This is a genomic window from Camelimonas sp. FR25, from assembly GCF_059740505.1.
This window is the reverse complement of sequence record NZ_JCAWFG010000078.1, coordinates 33769-55313: the sequence shown is the minus strand read 5'-3', so window position 1 is coordinate 55313 and position 21545 is coordinate 33769. Positions and strand designations below refer to the sequence as shown.

At 67.1% G+C, this 21545-nt stretch carries 16 protein-coding genes and 1 tRNA gene; 8 read left to right on the top strand and 9 right to left on the bottom strand.

Features of this window, described 5'->3' with window-relative positions:
• The first annotated feature begins 32 nt into the window (after positions 1–32).
• The 4 genes from pyrF to AC6A67_RS09830 all read left to right on the top strand — a co-directional run bounded on the left by pyrF (position 33) and on the right by AC6A67_RS09830 (position 2658).
• On the top strand, positions 33–773 hold the full coding sequence (gene pyrF / locus AC6A67_RS09845) for an orotidine-5'-phosphate decarboxylase (RefSeq protein ID WP_498036379.1): 741 nt from the start codon (positions 33–35) through the stop codon (positions 771–773).
• 37 nt (positions 774–810) lie between these two features.
• Positions 811–1119, top strand: a complete 309-nt coding sequence (locus AC6A67_RS09840) for a DUF1330 domain-containing protein (RefSeq protein WP_498036378.1) — start codon at positions 811–813, stop codon at positions 1117–1119.
• A gap of 28 nt (positions 1120–1147) precedes the next feature.
• Positions 1148–1948, top strand: coding sequence for a 4-hydroxy-tetrahydrodipicolinate reductase (dapB, locus tag AC6A67_RS09835; protein ID WP_498036499.1), 801 nt, complete (start codon positions 1148–1150; stop codon positions 1946–1948).
• 86 nt (positions 1949–2034) lie between these two features.
• Positions 2035–2658, top strand: a complete 624-nt coding sequence (locus AC6A67_RS09830) for a 2,3-bisphosphoglycerate-dependent phosphoglycerate mutase (protein WP_498036377.1) — start codon at positions 2035–2037, stop codon at positions 2656–2658.
• A 122-nt stretch (positions 2659–2780) separates the two neighbouring features.
• Here the strand turns inward: AC6A67_RS09830 and AC6A67_RS09825 are convergent, their stop codons facing one another.
• Complete coding sequence (locus tag AC6A67_RS09825; RefSeq protein WP_498036498.1) at positions 2781–3641, bottom strand: polyprenyl synthetase family protein; 861 nt, start codon at positions 3639–3641, stop codon at positions 2781–2783.
• A 764-nt stretch (positions 3642–4405) separates the two neighbouring features.
• Here AC6A67_RS09825 and mtgA point away from each other — a divergent pair.
• From mtgA to AC6A67_RS09805, 4 genes are all read left to right on the top strand, one after another.
• Positions 4406–5041: a monofunctional biosynthetic peptidoglycan transglycosylase gene (gene mtgA, locus AC6A67_RS09820; RefSeq protein WP_498036376.1), complete on the top strand. Its 636-nt coding sequence runs from the start codon at positions 4406–4408 to the stop codon at positions 5039–5041.
• A gap of 197 nt (positions 5042–5238) precedes the next feature.
• Entirely contained in the window at positions 5239–5424 is a 186-nt protein-coding gene (gene rpmF / locus AC6A67_RS09815) for a 50S ribosomal protein L32 (RefSeq protein ID WP_498036375.1), read from the top strand.
• A 365-nt stretch (positions 5425–5789) separates the two neighbouring features.
• The gene (locus AC6A67_RS09810; protein ID WP_498036374.1) at positions 5790–7571 is read left to right on the top strand and encodes a hypothetical protein; all 1782 of its coding nucleotides are present in this window, start codon (positions 5790–5792) and stop codon (positions 7569–7571) included.
• Positions 7572–7972: 401 nt separating this feature from the next.
• Positions 7973–8062, top strand: a tRNA-Ser gene (locus AC6A67_RS09805).
• A gap of 571 nt (positions 8063–8633) precedes the next feature.
• On the opposite strand, the gene yghX is transcribed toward AC6A67_RS09805, so the two are convergent.
• From yghX to AC6A67_RS09765, 8 genes are all read right to left on the bottom strand, one after another.
• The gene (gene yghX, locus AC6A67_RS09800; protein WP_498036373.1) at positions 8634–9521 is read right to left on the bottom strand and encodes a YghX family hydrolase; all 888 of its coding nucleotides are present in this window, start codon (positions 9519–9521) and stop codon (positions 8634–8636) included.
• Positions 9522–9677: 156 nt separating this feature from the next.
• A complete protein-coding gene (locus tag AC6A67_RS09795) occupies positions 9678–11018 on the bottom strand; it encodes an LLM class flavin-dependent oxidoreductase (protein ID WP_498036372.1) in 1341 nt (446 codons plus the stop codon).
• A 98-nt stretch (positions 11019–11116) separates the two neighbouring features.
• Entirely contained in the window at positions 11117–12340 is a 1224-nt protein-coding gene (locus AC6A67_RS09790; RefSeq protein ID WP_498036371.1) for an acyl-CoA dehydrogenase family protein, read from the bottom strand.
• 87 nt (positions 12341–12427) lie between these two features.
• Positions 12428–13786 carry an LLM class flavin-dependent oxidoreductase gene (locus tag AC6A67_RS09785; RefSeq protein ID WP_498036369.1) on the bottom strand — a complete coding sequence of 453 codons (1359 nt, stop codon included), beginning with the start codon at positions 13784–13786 and terminating at the stop codon, positions 12428–12430.
• Positions 13787–14561: 775 nt separating this feature from the next.
• Positions 14562–18005: a pyruvate carboxylase gene (gene pyc / locus AC6A67_RS09780; RefSeq protein ID WP_498036368.1), complete on the bottom strand. Its 3444-nt coding sequence runs from the start codon at positions 18003–18005 to the stop codon at positions 14562–14564.
• Positions 18006–18229: 224 nt separating this feature from the next.
• The gene (locus AC6A67_RS09775; RefSeq protein WP_498036367.1) at positions 18230–19060 is read right to left on the bottom strand and encodes a heme ABC transporter ATP-binding protein; all 831 of its coding nucleotides are present in this window, start codon (positions 19058–19060) and stop codon (positions 18230–18232) included.
• On the bottom strand, positions 19057–20133 hold the full coding sequence (locus AC6A67_RS09770) for a FecCD family ABC transporter permease (protein ID WP_498036366.1): 1077 nt from the start codon (positions 20131–20133) through the stop codon (positions 19057–19059). Before AC6A67_RS09770 ends, AC6A67_RS09775 begins: the two co-directional genes overlap by 4 nt.
• 111 nt (positions 20134–20244) lie before the next feature.
• Entirely contained in the window at positions 20245–21159 is a 915-nt protein-coding gene (locus tag AC6A67_RS09765; protein ID WP_498036365.1) for a heme/hemin ABC transporter substrate-binding protein, read from the bottom strand.
• Positions 21160–21545 lie beyond the last annotated feature (386 nt).

The following is a 21545-nucleotide window of genomic DNA, read 5'->3' as shown; positions in this document are numbered from 1 at the left end:
AGCGCGGCGCCGCATCCATGCGATGAGGCGTCATGACTTCGCACCGCGCTCCTTCCACGCCCCGCTCCGCCATCCCTGCCCGCGACCGCCTGATCGTGGCGCTGGATTTTCCCGACGTCGCAGCGGCGCGCGCCATGGTCCACCGCCTCGGCGACACGGCGTCGTTCTACAAGGTGGGCATGGAGCTGATTTATGGCGGCGGCCTGCCTTTTGTCGGCGAGCTCGCTGACATGGGCAAGCAGGTGTTCGTCGACCTGAAATTGCACGACATTTCCAACACGGTGGAAAAGGCCACGGCGCGCATCGCCAGCCTTGGCGGCCGGTTTCTCACGGTGCACGCCTACCCGCAGACCATGAAGGCGGCGGCGCGCGGGCGCGGCGACAGCGCCCTGCAAATTCTCGGCGTCACCGTCATGACCTCTTATGACGACGCGGAGCTGCTGGAGGCGGGCTACGCCCAGGGCGTGCGCCCCACCGTGGCGCTGCGCGCCGCTCAGGCCCGCGCCGCCGGCATTGATGGGCTGATCCTCTCGGCAGAAGAAGTGGCCGATATCCGCCCTGTTGCGGGCGACGACATGCTGCTGGTCACCCCGGGCATCCGCCCGGCCGGCGCAGCGCTGGGCGACCAGAAGCGCGCCGTGACGCCTGGGCAGGCCATCGCCAATGGCTCCGATTATCTTGTGGTGGGGCGCCCGGTGACGGAAGCGGCCGATCCCCAGGCTGTGGCGGCGGCGATCATCGACGATATTGGCGCGGCGCTGGCCCGCAGCTGAGCACGCGCGCAAAGGCGCTGAACGAAAGGGCGATGTGATGGCCAAGGGTTACTGGATCGGGCGGGTCGATGTCTCGGACGCTGACGCCTACAAGGCTTATGTGGCGGCCAATGGCGCTGCCTTCGCCAAATTTGGCGGTCGATTCCTGGTGCGCGGCGGTGATTTTGACATCGCCGAAGGCGGCGCTCGCGCCCGTAATGTAGTGATTGAATTCCCCAGCCGCCAGGCGGCGCTCGATTGCTGGAATTCGCCGGAGTACCAGAGCGCCAAGGCGCTGCGCGACGGCCATGCGGTCGCCGACATGGTGGTCATCGAAGGTTATGACGGCCCACAACCGGGCGAATGAGTTTTCAGGGATTTTGGTCATGAGCGACATGAAGCTGGTTATCGCCGGCGCCGCCGGTCGCATGGGGCGCATGCTGATCGCCACGGTGCATGAGACGCCTGGCGCCGTGCTGCACGCCGCCGCCGACCGGCCAGGGTCGGACGCCATCGGCGCGGATGCAGGCGTGCTGGCGGGCGTCGGCGCGCTCGGCGTCACGGTCAGCGACGACATTGCGGCGGCGCTCGCCGGCGCAGATGCGGTGATCGATTTCACCGCGCCGGTGGCGACGGTGGCGCTGGCCCGGCTGGCGGCGGAGCACAGGGTGGCGCATGTCATCGGCACCACCGGCATGTCGGAGACAGACCTCGCCGCCCTGGCTGACGCGGCGCAGCGCACGGTGATCATCCGCTCCGGCAATATGAGCCTTGGCGTCAACCTGCTGGCGGCGCTGGTGCGCCAGGCGGCGGCGGCGCTCGGCGAGGACTTCGACATCGAAGTGCTGGAGATGCACCATCGCCACAAGGTGGATGCGCCATCCGGCACGGCGTTGCTGCTCGGTGAGGCGGCGGCTCAGGGCAGGTCCATCGATCTGGCCCAGCGCTCGGTGCGCGTGCGTGACGGTCACACCGGCCCACGCACCGCTGGCGACATCGGCTTCGCCACCCTGCGCGGCGGCTCGGTGGTTGGCGACCACAGCGTGATTTTCGCTGGACCGCATGAGCGCATCACCCTGTCACACCACGCCGAGGATCGCGGCATCTTTTCGCGCGGCGCCCTGCGCGCGGCGCTGTGGAGCCGCGGCCAGGCCCCGGGCCTGTATTCCATGGCAGACGTACTGGGCGTGGGCTAAGACCTCGCTGGCCAACGCCTTCGCCCCCCGCATTCAGACAGACGGCGCCGCGCCTCGCGGCCAGCGCGCCGCAACCGGAGTAAGCTATGACCGAGCGTCTTCTTGTTCTCGCCCGTCACGGCCAGAGCGACTGGAACCTCAAGAACCTGTTCACCGGCTGGAAAGACCCGGACCTGACCGAACTCGGCGTCGCCGAAGCCAAGGCCGCCGGCGACCGGCTGAAGGCCAAGGGCCTGTCGTTCGATCGTTGCTACACGTCGGGCCTGACCCGCGCCCAGAAGACCGCCGGTCTCATCCTCGGCCAGCTCGGCCAGTCGGACCTGCCGACCACTCGCGACATCGCCCTGAATGAGCGCGACTATGGCGAGCTGTCTGGCCTGAACAAGGACGACGCCCGCGCGCGCTGGGGCGAGGAGCAGGTGCATGTCTGGCGCCGTTCTTACGACGTGCCGCCGCCCGGCGGTGAGAGCCTCAAGGACACCGCCGCGCGCGTGCTGCCCTATTACATCCGTGAGATTCTGCCCGCCGTGATGCGCGGCGAGCGCATTCTGGTCGCGGCGCACGGCAATTCGCTGCGCGCGCTGATCATGGTGCTGGATGGCCTGAACACCGACACCATCGCTGGTCTGGAGCTGGCCACCGGCGTGCCGCTGGTCTACCGCCTCAACGCCGACACCACGGTGGCGTCGAAGGAAATCCTCGCCGCCTGAGGCGATGTTCGGCCGCAGGCATCGTCAAACTGGGCCTGCAGCGCGCCACACATACAGAAGGGCCAGGCATCGCACCTGGCCCTTTATTGTTTGCAGACGATCCGGCGGTTCGCCGCGCCGCCTCAGGAGCGCCGCGCACCCACAAAATACGCCGCTTCGCGCAGCACCTCAGCTTCAGGCCCATAGGCGTCGAGCGCCGTGATCGCCTCATCGATCAAATCATCACAGGCGGCGCGGGCGCCGTCGATGCCTAGCAAAGTGACCAGCGTGCCCTTGCCCTTGTCCGCATCCTTGCCGGTGCGCTTGCCCATGGTGGCTGCGTCAGCCTCGTGATCGAGAATGTCATCGGCGATCTGGAAGGCGCCGCCCACCGCCTTGCCATAACGTGCCAGACGCTGCTGCGTCGCGGCGTCGGCGCCCGCGACAAGGCCACCGGCTTCGACAGCGAACTGCAGCAGGGCGCCAGTCTTCAGCGCCTGCAGACGCATGATCTCTGCGGCTGACAGGCCCTGTGCGCCCCAGCGCCCCTCGGCGCCCAGATCGAGCATCTGGCCGCCGACCATGCCCGCCATGCCGCCTGCCCTCGCAAGTCCGAGCACCAGGGCTGCGCGCGTCGCCGGATCGGGATGGGCGCGGTCGCCGGCCAACACCTCAAAGGCGAGGGTCAGCAAGGCGTCGCCCGCCAGAATCGCCGTGGCCTCGTCATAGGCCTTGTGCACGGTCGGCTGGCCGCGACGCAGGTCGTCATCATCCATGGACGGCAGATCATCGTGCACCAGCGAGTAGCAATGCAGCAGCTCGGTCGCCGCCGCCGCCGGCGCGGCGCTTTCTGCGGATGCGCCGCATAACACCGCCGCCTCGATGGTCAGGAATGGCCGCAGCCGCTTGCCGCCGCCCAGCGCCGCATGCTGCATCGCGGCGCGCAGACGCGGATGGGCGGCGCCGTGGCTTGCGATGATATCCGCGAGCACGCGCTCCATCATCGCAGCGCGCCCGGCGAGGCGATCGTGGAACGGACTGGCGCTTGAACTGGTTGCCGACACGGGGGGAACTCCATTGCAGACCACTGGCTTGCCGGACCCCGGTTATGGGGTCAAGCCCAGGCACATACCAGAACCCGATGAGCGTGACTCATCGGGTTCTGGCCAAGCCCGTGCGGCGCTTGAGCATTGCAGGATGCGGATGCGTCAGCATCTTCGCAGCCTGGTATCATCGTCGATGCCGTTGCGGCGCCGGGTTAAGGACGCCAGCCATTTACGCAAGACAATGGCGCAATGGCCGGCGTAACCTCGGCCCCAAGTCGGCTGCAAGTCGCTCGCAGGCCGCTCGTAAGTCGGACGGCGCCGGCGGATCCGCCATAGTTCCCGCAGGCGAGCGGCCTCCTTTGCCGGAACGTGGCGCCGTGCTGGGCCAAGGCCGCGCAAAGCGGCTGCGGGGGGCACCCGGGGTGCGCTGGCGGTGACTTCGGGCGCACATGCGCCACGCTGCAGGCGATCGCAAAAACTTAAGGCGCCGATGAGCTTCTTTCAGAAGCCATCAGGCTGATGGACAGGAGGCGCGGCAGCTTGTGGCGGCCAGAAAACAGGGCGAACCAGCTAAACGTAGCAGCGCGGGACGCAGCGCCCGTGCACAGCCGCGCGTGGCGGCGACGCAAGGCGACGACGCACGCAGCGACACGGACGGCGGCGCAAGCCCCATGAGCCATCCACGACGACGCTCTTTGCTGCGCCGTGCGGTCGGAGCCGTGATGCTGGTGCTCGCCATTCTTGTAGCCGTGCCTGTAGGGCTGATTTTTCTCTACGCCGTGGCGCCGCCGGTCTCCAATCTGATGCTGGCGCGCTGGTTCACTGGCGAACCGGTCAACCGCATCTGGACGCCGCTGGAACGGATCGCGCCGTCATTGCCCCTGGCGGTCGCCGCCTCTGAGGATTCCCGCTTCTGTCAGCATGGCGGCGTCGATTGGGTGGAGATGCGTAACGCGCTGAAAACCCTGGACGAAGATGGCCTGCCGACGCGCGGCGCCTCGACGCTGACCATGCAGACGGTAAAGAACCTGCTGCTGTGGTCTGGTCGCTCGCCGCTACGCAAGGCGCTGGAGGCGCCATTGGCCATGGCGGCGGATCTGGTCTGGTCGAAACGCCGCACCATGGAGCTCTACCTCAACGTCGCCGAATGGGGGGATGGGGTGTTTGGCGCCGAGGCGGCGGCGCGGCGCTATTTCAACAAAAGCGCCAGCCAGCTCACGCCGCAGGAATCAGCGCGCCTCGCCGCCGTGCTGCCCAATCCCCTCATCTACAACGCCGGCAAGCCATCGCGTTATGTGGCGACGCGGACTGGCCGGATCGCCGCGCGGGCGCGACAGCAGACCCTGCCATGTCTGTGACGGCGGTCGCGTGGCCGCCTGCGACTTGACGTGACGCGCGCCGCACGGCAAATGAATCGCGCGCTCAGGGGCGAGGGGCTGGTCAAGGGCGCGTGAAGCCTGTATAAGCCCGCATCCCCATTGAAACGGGTTCTGATCGCGGTCGCAGTAACGGCGCCGCACGGGCCGACGTTACTGTAACGCTTCGAGAGATTCACATGGCCGTTCCAAAACGCAAGACTTCGCCGATGAAGCGCGGCTTCCGCCGCTCCGCCGACGCCCTCGCTGCCCCGACCTATGTCGAGGACAAGGACTCTGGCGAACTGCGCCGTCCGCACCACATCGACCTGAAGACCGGCATGTACCGTGGTCGCCAGGTTCTGAAGGCCCGCTCGGACGCCTGATCCGGCGCGCGCGCCGCAAGCCTCTCCGTCCCTGGGGAGGCCGACATGTCAGCCCCGCCCGCTCCGCGTGCGGGGTTTTTCTTTGCGTGCCGCGCGGCATGCGGCGCGCCGGCGTTGCGCCGCCTGCCGGGCCAGGGAATGCGGCGGCATGATGGTCTGAGGCTAGATTCAGCCTCTCAGCAGATTGTGAAGCCGCCGGCCCAGGGGACAGCGGTGACAATATGTGGTTTTTTCCAGGCCTTTACGGGCTGTTAGCACTGCGCTGGCCAACATGCGGATCTTGCATGACCAACTGGGGGCGGCGATCCCCCTGACGGCGCGACGCTTCACCGTCTGGCGCCCTGGTCCTGCGAAGGGATCAGGTGATGCGCGGCATATTCGGAAAAATCAGCCATACCTTGCAGCTGAGGCGACCCGAGCCACATGGCGATGGGGGAGGCGCGGCGGCTGCGGCCAGCGCCGCCACCGTTGGACGCCCGGTTTCGCCCATGCCGGAAGAGCGGGCGCTCGATCCGCGCCAGGGCCTCGCCGCCTGCCACATGACCACGTGGGAATGGGACCTCGCCACTGATGAGCTGATCTGGGGCCCGGCGACGCGGGCGCTCGCGGCGCGGCGGCAACCATCCAGCGGCAAGGCATGGAGCGCGCTGATTGTGCCGGGGTCGGGCGAAAGCCGCAGCGCGGTGATCGACGGCGCTGACGGCGTCGACCATGGCGAGGGCGCGCCGTTTCGTTGCCGCTATGTCATTAACAATGGTCGTGGCCTGACGCTGATCGAAGAGCGTGGCCGCTGGTTTGCCGGCGCCGATGGCCGCCCGCTCCGCGCCGAGGGCGTGATGCGGGCCTCGCCGATCGACGGCCGGCAGCCGCAGCCTGAACTGTTGACCCGCCGGCTGGAGCCGTCGCGCGATATCGTGCTGCGCACCCTCGCCGCCATGCTGCATGATCCGGCGCGTGGCTTGCGATCGGTCTCGGTGGCGCATTGCCTGCTGTCGCCGCAGCAGCCTGGCGTCACCGTCTCGTCGCCTGAGGTGATGGACGCCGCAGCGCTGGCCATTTCGCGCCGCTTGCGCCGCACCGACGTGGTGGCGGCGCTCGACCCCGGCCAGTTCGCCATCATTCTCAATGGCTGCGACGACAGCCAGGGCCGACAGGCCGCCATCGCTGTCGCGCGCAGTATCGAGGGCAGCTGTGAGCACGTGGTCGCCCATATCGGCCTTGTCACCGCCTCCGGGGGGGAGGTTGGCGCTGGCGCCATGCTGGAGCGCGCCCAGCAGGCGGCGCGCATCGCGGCTGATGGCAGCCAGATGCTCGCAGTGCTCGCGCCACAGGCGCGGCCTCGCGCCAAAGCGCGCCAGCCAGCCGTCGCTCCCAATCTGATTTCTCTGCTCAACGGACGTGGCGTGAGCTTGCGCCGTCGCGCCATGGTGGAGCTCGGCGGCGCCGGACTGCGCCTGGAAGAGGCGCTGCCGATCGCCGGCTGCGCCACGGGCGCCGGCGGACAGGCCGGCGCAATGATGGGTCCTGGCGTTCTGGTTCCGGCGGCCGGGCAGGCCGGCCTGTCCCTGTTGCTTGACCAGCGCATGCTGGAGCAGGCGGTCCGGTTACTCGCCCAGGACGCAACGGCCCACATCATGCTGCGCGTCGCGGCCACCACCTTGATGAGCGCGGAATGGCGCGGAGCCGTTGCGGCGTGGCTGGCGGCCAATCCTGGCGTCGGGCGGCGGCTGTCGATCACCCTTGATGAGAGCGCCTTCCGGCCGTCGCCTTCTGGCGCAGAACCCGCGCATACGCCGTCGCACGTCCTCGCGGCGGAGCAAGATGCGGTCTCCGGGGTGAACCATGACCCCGCTGGCCCACATGCGGCCGCCATCGCAGGGCGCCGCGCCACCGTCCTTGATCCGCGCGCCGTCGCCCAGCATTTCGCAGTGATGAAGGCTCTCGGCCTCAGCGTTGGCGTCGCCGGTTATGGCGTCGGCTGGCTTAGCATTGAGGATCTGTCGGCCATGGCTGTTGACCTCGTGTGCATCAACGGCCTGTTCGTCAATGAAAGCCAGTCACTGGTCGGGCCAGACCGTTTCATGGTGCGCGCGTTGATGGACGGCGTCCGTGAAATCGGCGCCGCGGCCTTTGCGCCGTCGCCATGACGCCGCTCTGACGCCGCCTGACGCACGACAGCTCCCGAAATGCGCGCTTGCGCCAGTAAGTTTGATCGGCTGCCCAAGGCCAGCGCATGCATGTGCCGCCCCGCGCCGAACCACGCGCGGCTGATCACAGGCGTAGGTCTGACGAGCAGGCGTGGACGAGCGCGCGGGAAAGAGCGAAGCCCGCGCTCAACCCTTCCGGATCCTGACCCGGCGCGCCTTCGCAACGCCGCGCCGATGGTGGCGCACACGAGCGGCCCATGCCGGCGCGCTGCAGGCAGCGCCTCAGGGCGAAGCTGTGTGCGAATGTGGGAAAGTGTCGCCCCCGTCACAAAGCCCCTTGATCCCTCCCGGAGCGTCGTGTACCTAGCGCCCACACCACAGGTTTGCACCTCGTGTTTTGCGGAGAGGTGGCAGAGTGGTCGAATGCACCGCACTCGAAATGCGGCATAGGGGCAACCCTATCGGGAGTTCGAATCTCCCCCTCTCCGCCATCCATATCCAGCCCTGACATTCTGATCTGCACACTGGCTTGTCTCGCGCTTGCCAGTCGATCAACCCGCGCCGCCCTTGCCGCGCGCCGCGCTTGCCGCGCGCCGCCTTTGCCGCGCGCCGCTGGCGCCGCCGTCGGGCGCATGGACATTGTCGCCGACGTTTGGGCCAAATGGCTCGCTCTGCGCATTCAATCAGATCGCCGGAACCTCCGTCATGCCCGTGCTTGTCACGGGCATCCACGCGTTGTCGGCGCTGGGCTGACTGGTTACGCACAATCAGCGCGGCAAGGGGAGCAGCCGCAACAATAGCCCAGCGGGCTGGCGGCTAGCGCCGTAAGGCCTGGCCTGAGCCAAGGGGCCATTAGACAGAACGTGCGTCCGGTGAGATTCTGGGTAACCCCGGAGATGCGCGACCGATCCGCTTTTACGATGCGGAAAATCCTCGTGTCGCTGACGACCTGGCCAGAGCGAGATCGGTTCGCTCTTTGGCGCAACCCCTTGTCTCCGCGAGCATTTCGATGAGCCCCTCAGCCATCACCCGTTCCGGCGTCGCCGACAGCCCGCCGCCCCCCTAGCTCAGATAACGCCTGAACCACGCGATCGTGCGCTCCCAGGCGAGCTTCGCCGCCGCCTCGTCGTAGCGCGGCGTTGAATCATTGTGGAAGCCGTGATTGGTCCCTGGGTAGATATGGGCCTCATACACGGCGCCATTGGCCTTGAGCGCCGCCTCATAGGCGGGCCAGGTGGCGTTGACGTTGGCGTCCTTCTCGGCGAAGTGCAGCAGCAGCGGCGCCTTGATGCGCGGAACGTCTTCGGGGCGGGCCTGGCGACCATAGAACGGGACCGCGGCCGCCAGCTCCGGAAAGGCCACCGCCGCCGCATTCGCCACGCCGCCGCCGTAGCAGAAGCCGGTGACGCCGACCTTGCCGTTGACGCGCTGGTCGGCGCGCAAGAAGGTGATGGCGGCGAAGAAATCATTCATCAGCCGGGTCGGGTCGACCTTCTGCTGCAGCTCGCGCCCTTTCTCGTCATTGCCAGGATAGCCGCCGACTGAGGTGAGGCCGTCTGGCGCAAGAACAATGAAACCGGCTTTGGCCACGCGGCGCGCCACATCCTCGATATAGGGGTTGAGCCCACGGTTCTCGTGCACGACGACGACGCCAGGCGCACGCCCTTCCACCTTTGCCGGACGCACCAGATAGGCGCGCACCTCACCGTGTCCCTCGGGCGAGGGGTAGGTGATGTATTCGGCGATAATGTCCGGGTCGGTGAACGCAACCTGCTGCGCCTGCGCATAGTTCGGGCTGAGGCTGGAGAGCAACGCCGCTGCGGTCATGCCGCCAATGGCGAATTTCCCCGCCTGCTCAAGAAAGTCGCGCTTGCTGATGCGTCCATGCGCATAAAAGTCGTAGAGTTCGAGCAGTTCTGCTGGAAAGTCCTTGGCGGTCAGGCGTGTCATGGCGGCCTCCCTGGCGCTGGGCGTTCAGGGTTGCAACTGTAATGGCAAGTCATGCGCCGCCGCTACTCTGTCAACGCAACTTTCGCATCTGCGGCGGCACAGGGTCCCGCTGGTCGCCACACGATTTTGTCCTGGCCGTCGGGGACAAATTCAAGGTCACGCTGCGGCGGATGCCGCTGGCGTCGACGCCCGCCGCGCCACTGGCCGGGCCAGGCCAAAATGCGCCCGCAGCGTCGCGCCGTCATAGCCATGCCGGAAGATGCCCTTGCGGCGCAGCAGCGGCACGACCTCGTCGACGAAGACGTCGAGGCCATCCGGCGTCACATCCGGCATCAGATTGAAGCCATCGGCTGCCCCTGCGCGGAACCAGGCCTCGATGTCATCCGCAATCTGTTGCGGCGTGCCAACGATCAGCCGATGGCCAATGCCGCCGCCGATATGGCGCAACAGCGCGCGCACGCTCAGCTTTTTCTCATGCGACAGGGCGATCAGCGCGCGGGCGAATGTCTGCGAGCCATCCGCCTCAATCTGGAGATCCGCCGGCAAGGGCAGGTCGAGGTCGAGGACCTCCGGCGCGACGCCAAGCATTCTGGCGACCCGGTATTTCGCCGCGTCATCGGGCACCAGCGACCAGAGCCAGTCCTCACGGGCCCGCGCCTCGGCTTCGGTGGCGCCGATCACGGTGGCCAGCCCGGGCAGGATGACAATGTCGTCCCCTGTGCGGCCATAATGGGCGGCGCGGGCGCGGATGTCGTCGGCGAAGGCCTTGCCCTCGGCGATGGTGTTGGCCAGCGAGAACACCGCCTCGGCGTGCTGCGCCGCCAGTTCGCGGCCATCAGCGGAGCCGCCGGCCTGCACGATCACTGGATGGCCCTGAGGCGAACGCGGCACGTTCAGCGGACCGCGCACCGTGTAGAACTGGCCACGGAAATTCAGCTCGTGAATGCGGCTCTCATCGGCGAACACGCCGCTTTGCTGGTCGCCGATAAAGGCGTCGTCGTCCCAGCTGTGCCACAGGCCCTTGACCACTTCGGTGAATTCGGCCGCCCGCTGGTAGCGCAGGGCATGGCCGGACACGGTGTCGAAGCCGAAATTCTGCGACGCCTGCGGGTCGGCGGTGGTCACCACATTCAGGCCGATGCGGCCCTTGCTGACCAAGTCGAGGCTGGCGAAGCGCCGGGCGATATTGAACGGCTCATTGTAGGAGGTGGAGGCGGTGGCGATCAGCCCGATATGGCTGGTGGCCCGCGCCACTGCGGCCAGCACCACCGTGGGCTCCAGCGCGTAAAACGGGCGATAGGCCGGGCGCTCGGTGATCGCCGGCACGTCGGCCAGGAAAATGGCGTCAAAGGCGCCGCGCTCGGCAGATTGCGCCACGCGCACATAATGGTCGACATCGATAAAGGCGCTCGCGCCCTGGGGCGTCACCCGCCAGGCCGAGTTGAAGAAGCCAGCGGTGAGAATATTGACGTTAAGATGCAGCTGACGTTCGCCCATGGCCTGGGTCTCCCGCATGCGTGTGCGACAGGGCAGGCGCGCAGCGCGAGGCGCGCGCCCGAAGATGCTGACGCGGGCCTTGCCGCGCCCATGCCGGCTCAGAAAAAGCCGAGGCGCGGCAATGGCTCGCCGCTGAGCCGCCAGGCGCCGAGAGCCTGGGCCTTCAGCGTGGTCGGATTGTGCGACGCCAGCGTCCGGGCGTTGCGCCAGTGGCGGTCGAGGTTGCGCACCCGCTGGGTGGCGGAGGCGCCGCCGACGTCAAACAGCTTCGTCGCCCCGCGCAGGGCCAGCTCATCCACGATCAGCTTGGCGCGGGATGACTGCACGGCGAAGGCATGGGCGAGCTCCTCATCGTCGTCGCCCCGGCTGCGTGCGCCGGCCAGTTCATCATGGGCGTCGGCGGCGGCGAGGATCACCGTTTCCGCAGTCCAGGCGTCGGCGTCGAGCTGGCCGATGATCTGCTGCAGCAGCGGATCATCCTGCGGCCTGTCGGCGCTGGAATAATAGAAATTGCGGTCGCGCCGGCTCAGCACCAGCTCGCGGGCGTCCTCGGCGACATTGCGCAGAATGCCGGCGACGATGGCGGTGACGAGCAATTGCGCCAGCGAATTGCTGTAAGCCAGTCCAAAGCCAGCGCCGGGTTCGTCGGGCAACACCTCATCCGCCTCAATGCGCACATTGTGCAAAATGGTCGAGCCCGAGCCGGTGAGGCGCTGGCCGGCGCCGTCCCAGTCGTCCACCAGCTCCACGCCTGTGCGGTCAGACGGCAGCAACACCGACAGATTGCGGCCATCCGGTCCAGTAGCGCGCACCAGCAGAATGTCGCTGTACAGCGCGCCGGTGCTGTAAAACTTGCGACCGTTCAGGCGGAAGCCGTCGCCGTCTGGCGTCAGCGCCGTGGCGTAGGTGCTGACGCCGCCGCCGACCTTGCCCGCGCCCTGCTCGGTCATGGCGAGGCCGACAATCGCCCCCGCTGCAATCTGCGGCAAATATTTCACCGCCGCATCGCTGGCGCCGCGCGGCAGGGTGAAGCGATCGACGAAAGACAGATGGTTGCGCAGGATATGCGCCACATTCGGGTCAGCGGCGGCAAGCGCGATCACCACCTCAAACAGCTCGCGACTGCTGGCGCCGTGGCCGCCGATGGCCTGGGGCAGGCGCAGCGCGCCGATCCGGCTGGACCTGATCCTGTCGATCATATCGAACGGCAGGATGCGCTCACTGTCGCGCTGGGCTGCGCCAGCGCGGATGTCAGCAAACAGCGCGCGGAAATCTGGTCTGGCGCTGTTGAGCGCGTGCACCGTATTGACTGCAATGGACATGGCGGGTCCCCGAAAAACTGTAAGGCGGAGGCAAGGCAAGGCACGGCAAGGCGCGCCGCTCTGGACGGGGAGGCGCGACGGTCGGCGTCACGCGGCGGCGTCAGCGTCACGACGCTTGCGGGCGGCGAGGGCGTTGGGCGGGCGCACGAGGCCGAGATGCTCGCGCAGGGTGCTGCCGGCATACTCGGTGCGGAACAGTCCGCGACGGCGCAGCTCTGGCAACGCCAGCGTGATGAAATCCACCAGCCCGCCAGGCAGGGTCGGCGCCATCAGGTTGAATCCATCGGCGCCAAAATTGACGAAGCGTTCTTCGAGCTGGTCCGCGATATCGACGCCTGTGCCCACCAGCTGCCAGTGGCCGCGCGCCCCGGCGATGCGCTCATAGAGCTGGCGGATGCTGAGGTTTTCGCGCCGAGCCAATTCCGCCACCAGGGCCTGGCGGCTCTGGCTGGCGAGGGTCGGCGGCAATTCCGGCAGTGGCCCATCGGGATCGTGACCGCGCAGGTCGACGCCCAGTTGCACCCGCAGCAGCTCAAAGCCAACGTCCGGCTGCACCAGAGCCTGCAACTGGTCGAACTTGTCCTGGGCCTCCTGCCGGGTCCGCCCGATCACCGGGAACACCCCTGGCATGATCTTCAGTTCATCTGGCTGGCGGCCGTAGCGGGCGAGGCGGCTCTTCACGTCTGCATAAAACGCCTGGGCCTCCTGCAGCGTCTGCTGGGCGGTGAAGATCACCTCGGCGGTGCGCGCCGCCAGCTCCTTGCCGGGCTCGGACGAGCCGGCCTGGACGATCACTGGATGGCCCTGCGGTGGGCGCGGCGTGTTGAGCGGCCCCTTGACGCGGAAGTGGGCGCCCTGGTGGTCGAGCACATGCATCTGCTCGAGCTCGACATACACACCGCTATCGCGGTCGCGCACAAAGGCGCCGTCCTCAAAGCTGTCCCACAGCCCACGCGCCACGTCGACGAATTCCTCAGCCCGCGCATAGCGCTGCGCGTGCGCTATGGGCGCGCTGTGGCCGAAATTGAGCGCGGCCTCCGGGTCATTGGAGGTGACGAGGTTCCAGCCGGCGCGTCCGCCGCTCAGATGATCGAGCGACGCGAACTGCCGCGCCAGATTGTATGGGTCGCTGAAACTGGTTGAGGCGGTGCCGATCAGCCCGATGCGGCTGGTGGCGGCGGCGAGCGCCGACAGCAGCGTCAGCGGCTCGAAGGGCGAGGCGCCAGTGTGCGCCTTGCGGGCGGCGCCTTCCGGATGCAGCAGCCTGACGTCGACGCTGTCGGCGAGAAACACGGCGTCAAATTTGGCCTCCTCGGCGAGCCGGGCGAAACGCACCAGGTCGGCGAGAGTGTCATCGCGGGAGGCCTGCGGATGCCGCCACGCCGCGATGTGATGGCCTGACAGATAATGAAATGCCCCGAGCCGCAATTGCTCCTTGCGCGCCATCGCCCCAGTCTCCCGACCTTGCCACACCGCCCGCTGCTGGCGGGTTGGAGGGAGTGTGGTCGGCGGTTGGCGTTGCGATCAACCCCTTGCAAACTATTTGAAAAATACCCGCTGTCTGCGTGGGCGCAGTCGCCAGATTTTGCTGGCGACGGCCCTCGCGACAAAAAATTCAGACAGGGAGCGGGAGTTGCAGAGGCGTTGCAGATGACCTGGCGGGGTGCGCAGACGTCCAAAGGGTCGCGCGAGACGGGTTGGCGCGTGACCCCGCACAACCGCCGTTCCAGCCCGTTAGCGTTGGGGCGAGCGCCTGTGCGCCTACGTTCGCCCCATGCACACTGGCGGCAGCGCGGGGGCGCTCAACGCTGCATGGCGAACACCACGATCAGGGCCGCAGCCATGATCGCCCAGCCGATGGGCGTTGCAAACATGATCGAGCCAATGGATTTGATTGCGCTCATTTTCTGATCCCCGGAAGCATTATTGCTTGAGGCGATACAACCGGATTCGCGCCATTGCTGATGTGCGGTTTGGCACCAGACGCCTTGGCGGAAACCGATAAATTAGAGGGGGATTATTGGCCGGCAGGTTGTTTATTTATTGTTAAAAATCAATTGTTTAAAGCGCGACTTCGGACCGGCATGTGTCTTTCTGGACAAGCTTTTTTTCAAAGGCGTTTTGCCACGGTTTCCATTAACTGCGCCCGTTCAGGCGGCGCCGCGTCCGCAATGTCGGACGTGGGGGCGGCGCGGCGCATCGCCAGCCGCCCCCAAACCACTTAGCTCAGCACCAGCAGCAGATCGCGGGCCTCAATACTGTCGCGCACCACCACCAGAATATCGCTGACGACGCCAGCGCGCGGCGCGTTCAGCGTCGTCTCCATCTTCATCGCCTCCAGCGTCAGCAGCGGCGCGCCAGCCTCCACCTTCTGGCCCTTGCGCACGGCGATGGACGACACGGCGCCGGCCATCGGCGCGGCGACATGGCTGGCGTCGCCATCATCGGCCTTGCGCCGCGCCGTGGCGACCACGCGACTGCGGTCGGCGACCCGGATCACCCGCGGCTGGCCGTTGAGCTCGAAGAACAGCTTCACATGGCCATCGGGTTCAGGCTCGCCGATCGCCTGCAGCAGGATGATCAGGGACTTGCCTGGCTCAATCTCCGCGACAATCTCATCGCCAGGCTTCATGCCGTTGAAGAACACCGGCGTCGGCAGCGCCGCCAGCGGGCCATAAGCGTCCGCCATCTTCGCATAGTCGGTGAACACCTTGGGATACATCAGCCACGACGCCAGCTCCTGGTCGTCGATCTGCCGCCCGACATCGGCTTCGGCCCTGGCCTTCGCCGCCGCAAGATCCGCCGCGCCGAGCAGCGAGGCTGGCCGCACGGTGATCGGCTGCTGACCGCGTAGCGCCTTCTTCTGCAGCGCCTCTGGCCAGCCGCCGACGGGCTGCCCGAGATCGCCCTTGAGCATCTCCACCACCGAGCCGGGGAAGGCGATATCGCGCTCAGGGTCGAGCACATCCTCCGGCGTCAGCCCCTGGGCCACCATCATCAGCGCCATGTCGCCGACGACCTTGGAGGAGGGCGTCACCTTGACGATATCGCCAAACAGATCATTGGCCTCGCGATAGGCGCGGGCCACCTCGTGCCAGCGGCTCTCGAGGCCGAGCGAGCGCGCCTGCTCCTTCAGATTGGTGAATTGCCCGCCGGGCATCTCATGCAGATACACCTCGGACGCACCCGAGCGCAGGTCGCTCTCGAACGGCGCATACATGGCGCGCACGCCTTCCCAGTAGAAGCTGATGCGGCGGATGGCGTCGGCGTCGAGCCCGGCGTCGCGCTCCGTGCCGCGCACCGCCTCAACCACCGAGCCGAGGCAGGGCTGCGAAGTCGCGCCAGACATGGCGTCGGAAGCGAGGTCCACCGCATCAACGCCCGCCTCGATGGCGGCGATCACCGTGGCGCTGGCGGCGCCCGAGGTGTCATGGCTGTGCAGATGGATCGGCAGATCGGTGACGTCGCGCAGCGCCGCGATCAACGCCCGCGCCGCCGGCGGCCGCAGCAGGCCGGCCATGTCCTTGATCGCCAGCACGTGGCAACCGGCGGCGTCGAGCTGTTTCGCCAGCCCGGCGTAATAGTTCAGCGAATATTTGGCCCGGTCCGGGTCAAACACGTCGCCGGTGTAGCAGATGGCGCCCTCGGCGATCTTGCCCGCCTCGGCCACCGCGTCGATGGCGACGCGCATGTTCTCGACCCAGTTCAGGCAGTCGAACACCCGGAACAGATCGACGCCAGCCTCCGCCGCCTGGCGGATGAAGAACTGCACCACATTGTCGGGATAATTGGTGTAGCCGACGCCATTGGCGCCACGCAGCAGCATCTGCAGCAGAATGTTCGGCGCCTGGGCGCGGATGGCGGCGAGCCGCTCCCACGGATCCTCGGTGAGGAAGCGCATGGCCACATCGAAGGTGGCGCCGCCCCAGCACTCCAGCGACAGCAGATTGGGCATGCCGGTGGCGTAAGCGCTGGCCGCCGGGATCAGGTCGTAGCTGCGCATGCGCGTCGCCAGCAGCGACTGGTGCGCGTCGCGCATGGTGGTGTCGGTGATCAGGATGCGCTTCTGCTCGCGCATCCAGCGGCCGAAGTCGCGCGGGCCGAGCTGGTCGAGCAATTGCTTCGTGCCAGCCGGCGCTTCGCCCTGGAACACCGGCGGCACAGGCGTGCGCAAATGCTCGCCATTGATGGCGCGGCCCTTCATTTCGGGGTGGCCGTTGACGGTGACATCGGCGATCGAGCGCAGCAATTTGGTGGCGCGGTCACGGCGCGGCGTCAGATTGAACAGCGCTGGCGTGTCGTCGATGAAGCGCGTGGTGTAATTCATCGCCTGAAAGTCAGGATGCGCCAGCACCGCTTCAAGGAACGGCAGATTGGTGGCGACGCCGCGAATGCGATATTCGCGCAGCGTCCGGTCCATGCGGGCGATCACCTCCTGCGGCTTGGGCGCCCAGACAGTGACCTTCTCCAGCATGGCGTCGTAATAGGGCGTTACCACTGCGCCGGAATAAGCGGTGCCGCCATCGACGCGCACGCCAAAGCCCGAGGCGCCGCGATAGGCGGTGATGCGGCCATAGTCCGGCGCAAAACCGCGCTCGGGGTCCTCAGTGGTGACGCGGCACTGCATGGCGTGGCCGGCGAGGCGGATTTTCTCCTGCGGCGGAATGCCGGTTTCTTCCATCTCGCCGATACGTCCGCCCTCGGCGATGCGGATCTGCGCCTTGACGATGTCCAGCCCGGTGACGACCTCCGTCACCGTGTGCTCGACCTGAATGCGCGGATTGACCTCGATGAAATAGAAATCGCCGCTATCGGCGTCCATCAGGAACTCAACGGTGCCAGCGCCGCGATAATTGGCGGCGCGGCCGATGGCCAGAGCGGCCTCGGCCAGCCGCAGCCGGGCGGCGTCATCGAGATAGGGCGCAGGCGCCCGCTCGATCACCTTCTGGTGGCGGCGCTGGATGGTGCAGTCGCGCTCGAACAGATGCACCAGATTGCCATGGGCGTCGCCCAGCAATTGCACCTCGACGTGGCGGGCGCGGCGCACCAGCTTTTCCAGATAGACCTCGTCCTTGCCGAAGGCGGCCGCCGCCTCGCGCCGGGCCGCCGCCACGGCGTCGAGCAATTGCTCTTCGGCAGTGATAGGTCGCATGCCGCGTCCGCCGCCGCCCCAGCTGGCCTTCAGCATCACCGGGTAGCCGACGTCAGCCGCAAGGCGCAGCACCTCGGCGTTATCGTCGGGGAGGGGATCGGTGGCCGGCATCACCGGCGCGCCAACGGAGATGGCGAGATTGCGCGCCGCCACCTTGTTGCCGAGCTGGCGCATGGTGTCTGGCGAGGGGCCGATGAAGATGATGCCGGCGGCGGCGCAGGCCTCGGCGAACTCGGGGCTCTCCGACAGGAAGCCATAGCCAGGGTGGATGGCGTCCACCCGCGCCTTTTTGGCCACCTCAATGATGGAGCCAATGTCGAGATAGGCTTGCAGCGGCCCCTTGCCCGCGCCGACCCGGTAGGCCTCGTCAGCCTTGAACCGGTGCAACGACAGCCGGTCCTCCTCGGCATAGATCGCGACGGTCTCGATGCCCAGTTCCGTGGCGGCGCGAAAGACGCGAATGGCGATTTCCGACCGGTTAGCGACCATCAGCCGCTTGATACGCTTCCCCATGACAACCCTTAAGCCTTGTACGTTGGGGGCATGGTTCGCAGATTTGGCCGGGAAAGCAATTGCTCAGTTGGTAGGCAGTTCAAGGCGAACGGACGCGCCGTGCGTCTGTGCATGGCGAAAGGGGCTTGTCCACCGCATCCCATCGCACGCAGCTCAGGCCAGCCAGCAGCTGCGGCTCGCCGGACAGCGCCGCCTGCGCCATGCCCCTGTCAGGCCATGCGATGCTACGGAAGGCTGTAAGCGAAAGTGGCGCCGCCGCGCGCCCCCTGCAGCACCTCGGCGTCGACGCCGAACACTTCGCGCAGCAGGGCCGGGGTCAACACCTCGCCCGGCGCTCCCTTCGCCACGGTCTGGCCAAGCCGCAACAGCAAAACCTCATCGGCGCAGGAGGCGGCGAGGGCCAGATCATGCAGCACCGCCATCACCGCCATGCCTTCATCCGCCAGCTTGCGCGCCTCGCGGATCAGCAACAGCTGGTGGTGGATATCGAGGCTGGAGGTCGGCTCATCCAGAAACAGAGCCTGCTGCAGCTGAAACTGCTGCGACGGGGCCTTCTGGTCGGAGCGCCCCGCGGCTGCGCGTCCAGCCGCCAGCTGGGCGATCGACCGGGCGAAATGCACGCGCTGGCGCTCGCCGCCCGACAACGTCTCATAGCTGCGATGCGGCAGATGCCGCACGTCGGCGCGGGTCAGACTGTCCTGGATGATCTCGCTGACGATCTGCCGGGGCAGCTTGCGCCCCACCGTCTCCATGCCGAGCCGCACCACCTCGCCTACCGTAAACGGGAAGCTGAGGCTGGAGGATTGGGGCAATACGGCGCGGGCTGCGGCGAGGCGCCAGGCGGGGGTCTTCGCCAGGTCCGCGCCGGCCCACAGGGTCGCGCCGGAGGTCGCCGTCAGCTCGCCGCAGCAGACGCGCAGCAAGGTTGATTTGCCGGCGCCATTGGGGCCGATGACCACGGTCAGGCGGCCTGGCGTCAGATCGAGATCGACGCCGGAGAGCAGCGCCTTTCCACGCACGGCGTAGCCCACGCCGCGCAACGACAACAGGCTCATGCGAACGTCCCCCGGCTCCGGCTGAGCAACAGCCACAGGAAGAACGGCGCGCCAATGGCGGCGGTGAGAATGCCGATGGGCAGTTCCGCTGGCGACACCAGAAGCCGGGCCAGCACATCGGCGCAGACCAGCAAGGCGCCGCCAAGCAACGCGCTGGCCGGCAGCAGGATACGATGGTCCGGCCCGCAGGCGATGCGGATGACGTGCGGCACGACGATACCGATAAAGCCGATGGCGCCGCAGGCCGCCACCGAGACGCCGACCGCCAGCGCCGTCAGCAGAATGGCGAGGAGTTTCAGGCGCTGTACGGCGACGCCGACGTGATAGGCCTCGGCTTCGCCCAGCAACAGGGCGTTGAGGCCGCGCGCGAGGGCAGGGGCCGCCACGATCACCAGCAGCACGGCGGGCGCGGTGGCGGCGACCTTGCCCCAGGTGGCGCCGCCCAGGCTGCCCAGCGACCAGAAGGTCAGATCGCGCAGCTGCCGGTCGTCAGCGATATAGACCAGCAGACCGGTGAGGGCGCCTGCAAGCGCCGCCAGCGCCACGCCAGCCAGCAGCATGGTGACCACTGAGGTGCGGCCCTGGCGGGTGGCGATCAGATACAGCGTCACGGTGGTGACAAGGCCGCCAAGAAAAGCGGCGACGGGCAGGATGGCGAAGGGCACGGCCCCGCCCTCTGGCCAGATGGCGGCGATGATGCGGTCGCCCACCACAATGGTGGACGCCGCCGCAAGCGCTGCGCCGGAAGACACGCCGACCAGGCTCGGATCAGCGAGCGGATTGCGAAACAGCCCCTGCATCAGCGCGCCCGCCATGGCGAGAGCTGCGCCGACCAAAAGCCCGAGCAGGGTGCGCGGCAGCCGGATGTCGAACAGCACCAGCGCCTCGCGCGCTGTCGCAGTCTGGTCGCCCAGCCCGAGCTTGCCGGCAAAGATCTGCGCCACGCGCAGCGGACTGATGTCCACCGCGCCCGCGCCCAGCGACAGCAGGACGGCTGCGGCGATGGCGACGCCCAGTGCAACGAACAACAGTGTCGGTCCCGGTCTGAAGGGGGCCGCATCCGAAACCTGCATGATCCACAATCCCGGCGCCGACGCGCCGTTCTCAACGTCTGGGGTCGCCGCCCCCGGTGGCGGCGCGATGGGGCTCGTCCGGGACTTGGGCGGCCCGGACAGGGCGCCGGCTTACCGGGCCTGCTTCAGCTCAGGATAAAGCGCGTCGAACACCTCATTGGCGGCGTCTGGCGTACGCGGGCCAAAGCCCAGCAGGTAATGCCCGTCCATGCCCAGAATGCGGTTGTTCTTCACCGCCGGGGTCGCAGCGAGGGCCGGGAGCTTGCGCATGTCTTCGGTTGCATGCTGGCGCGGTCCACCGGTCATCATCAGGATGACATCCGGGGCCGCCTCCACCACCGCCTCATCGGTCATCGGCTTGTAGCCATGGTAGGTCGCAACGTTCTCGCCGCCGGCCAGCGCGATCATGGCGTCAGCAGCTGAACCCTTGCCGGCGACCTGGGGGCGGCCATTTTGCAGGCTGAGAATGAACATCACGCGGGTGGGTTTGGTGATCTTTTTGCGACGTTCGGCCAGCGCTGCAAACTTGTCGCTCACCGTTTTCGCCAGCGCGTCCGACTTGTCCCTGACCTGCATCAGATGGCCGACCAGATTGATCCGGTCGATCACCGCCTTCTCGCCCGAGGCTTCCGGGGCGCGGACCACGCGGACGCCGGCCTGCTCGACGATGGCGACGGCCGATGGCGGGCCTGCGCCTTCCTGCAGCAGCAGCACGTCTGGCTGCAGCGACAGGATGCCCTCTGGCGACAACATCCGCACATAACCGATCTGCGCCTTGTCCTTGAGCGCCGACGCCGGATAGGTGCTGGTGGTGTCGACGCCGACGATGCGGTCATCGAGGCCCAGGGCGTACAGGATCTCGGTCACGGCGCCGCCGGCTGTCACCAGTCGCTTGGGCGCGTCGGCTGCGAGGGCCACGCCGGGCGCGCCAAGCGCCAACACGCCGGCCATGGCGAGCCGCATCAGCGCACGTCGGGTCGGCTGGCGGAGTGAGGTGTTGCTGCGGAGCATCATCATGCGGGTCATCAGGAGCGTCCCGTTGCGCGCTGGGGAAAAATTTGCGCCGCCGCTTCCATACAGAAAAGCTGAGGTCGCTGACAATTAAACTTTGCTTCGCCGCCGCGCGGCGGCGCCAGATAAAGTGCGTGGAGCGTCAGCAAGGCGTGGGGTCTAAGTCGCTATTTCTTTAGACAAAACAATGTGATGATCCGACGTCGCCGGCGCGGTCATCGCCGCCGCGTCGCGTGCGCGTTCGCGCCGTCGGGTGGCGCGACGTGGCGTTCAACATGCGTCATATTTTAGATTGGTTCTCAACTATCCCCCTTTGTTTAAATTAAAACGATTCAAAACAACTATATCAGTTTAAAATCATTACAATTTATTGAAAAACATTGAATTTGACAGCCATTTTA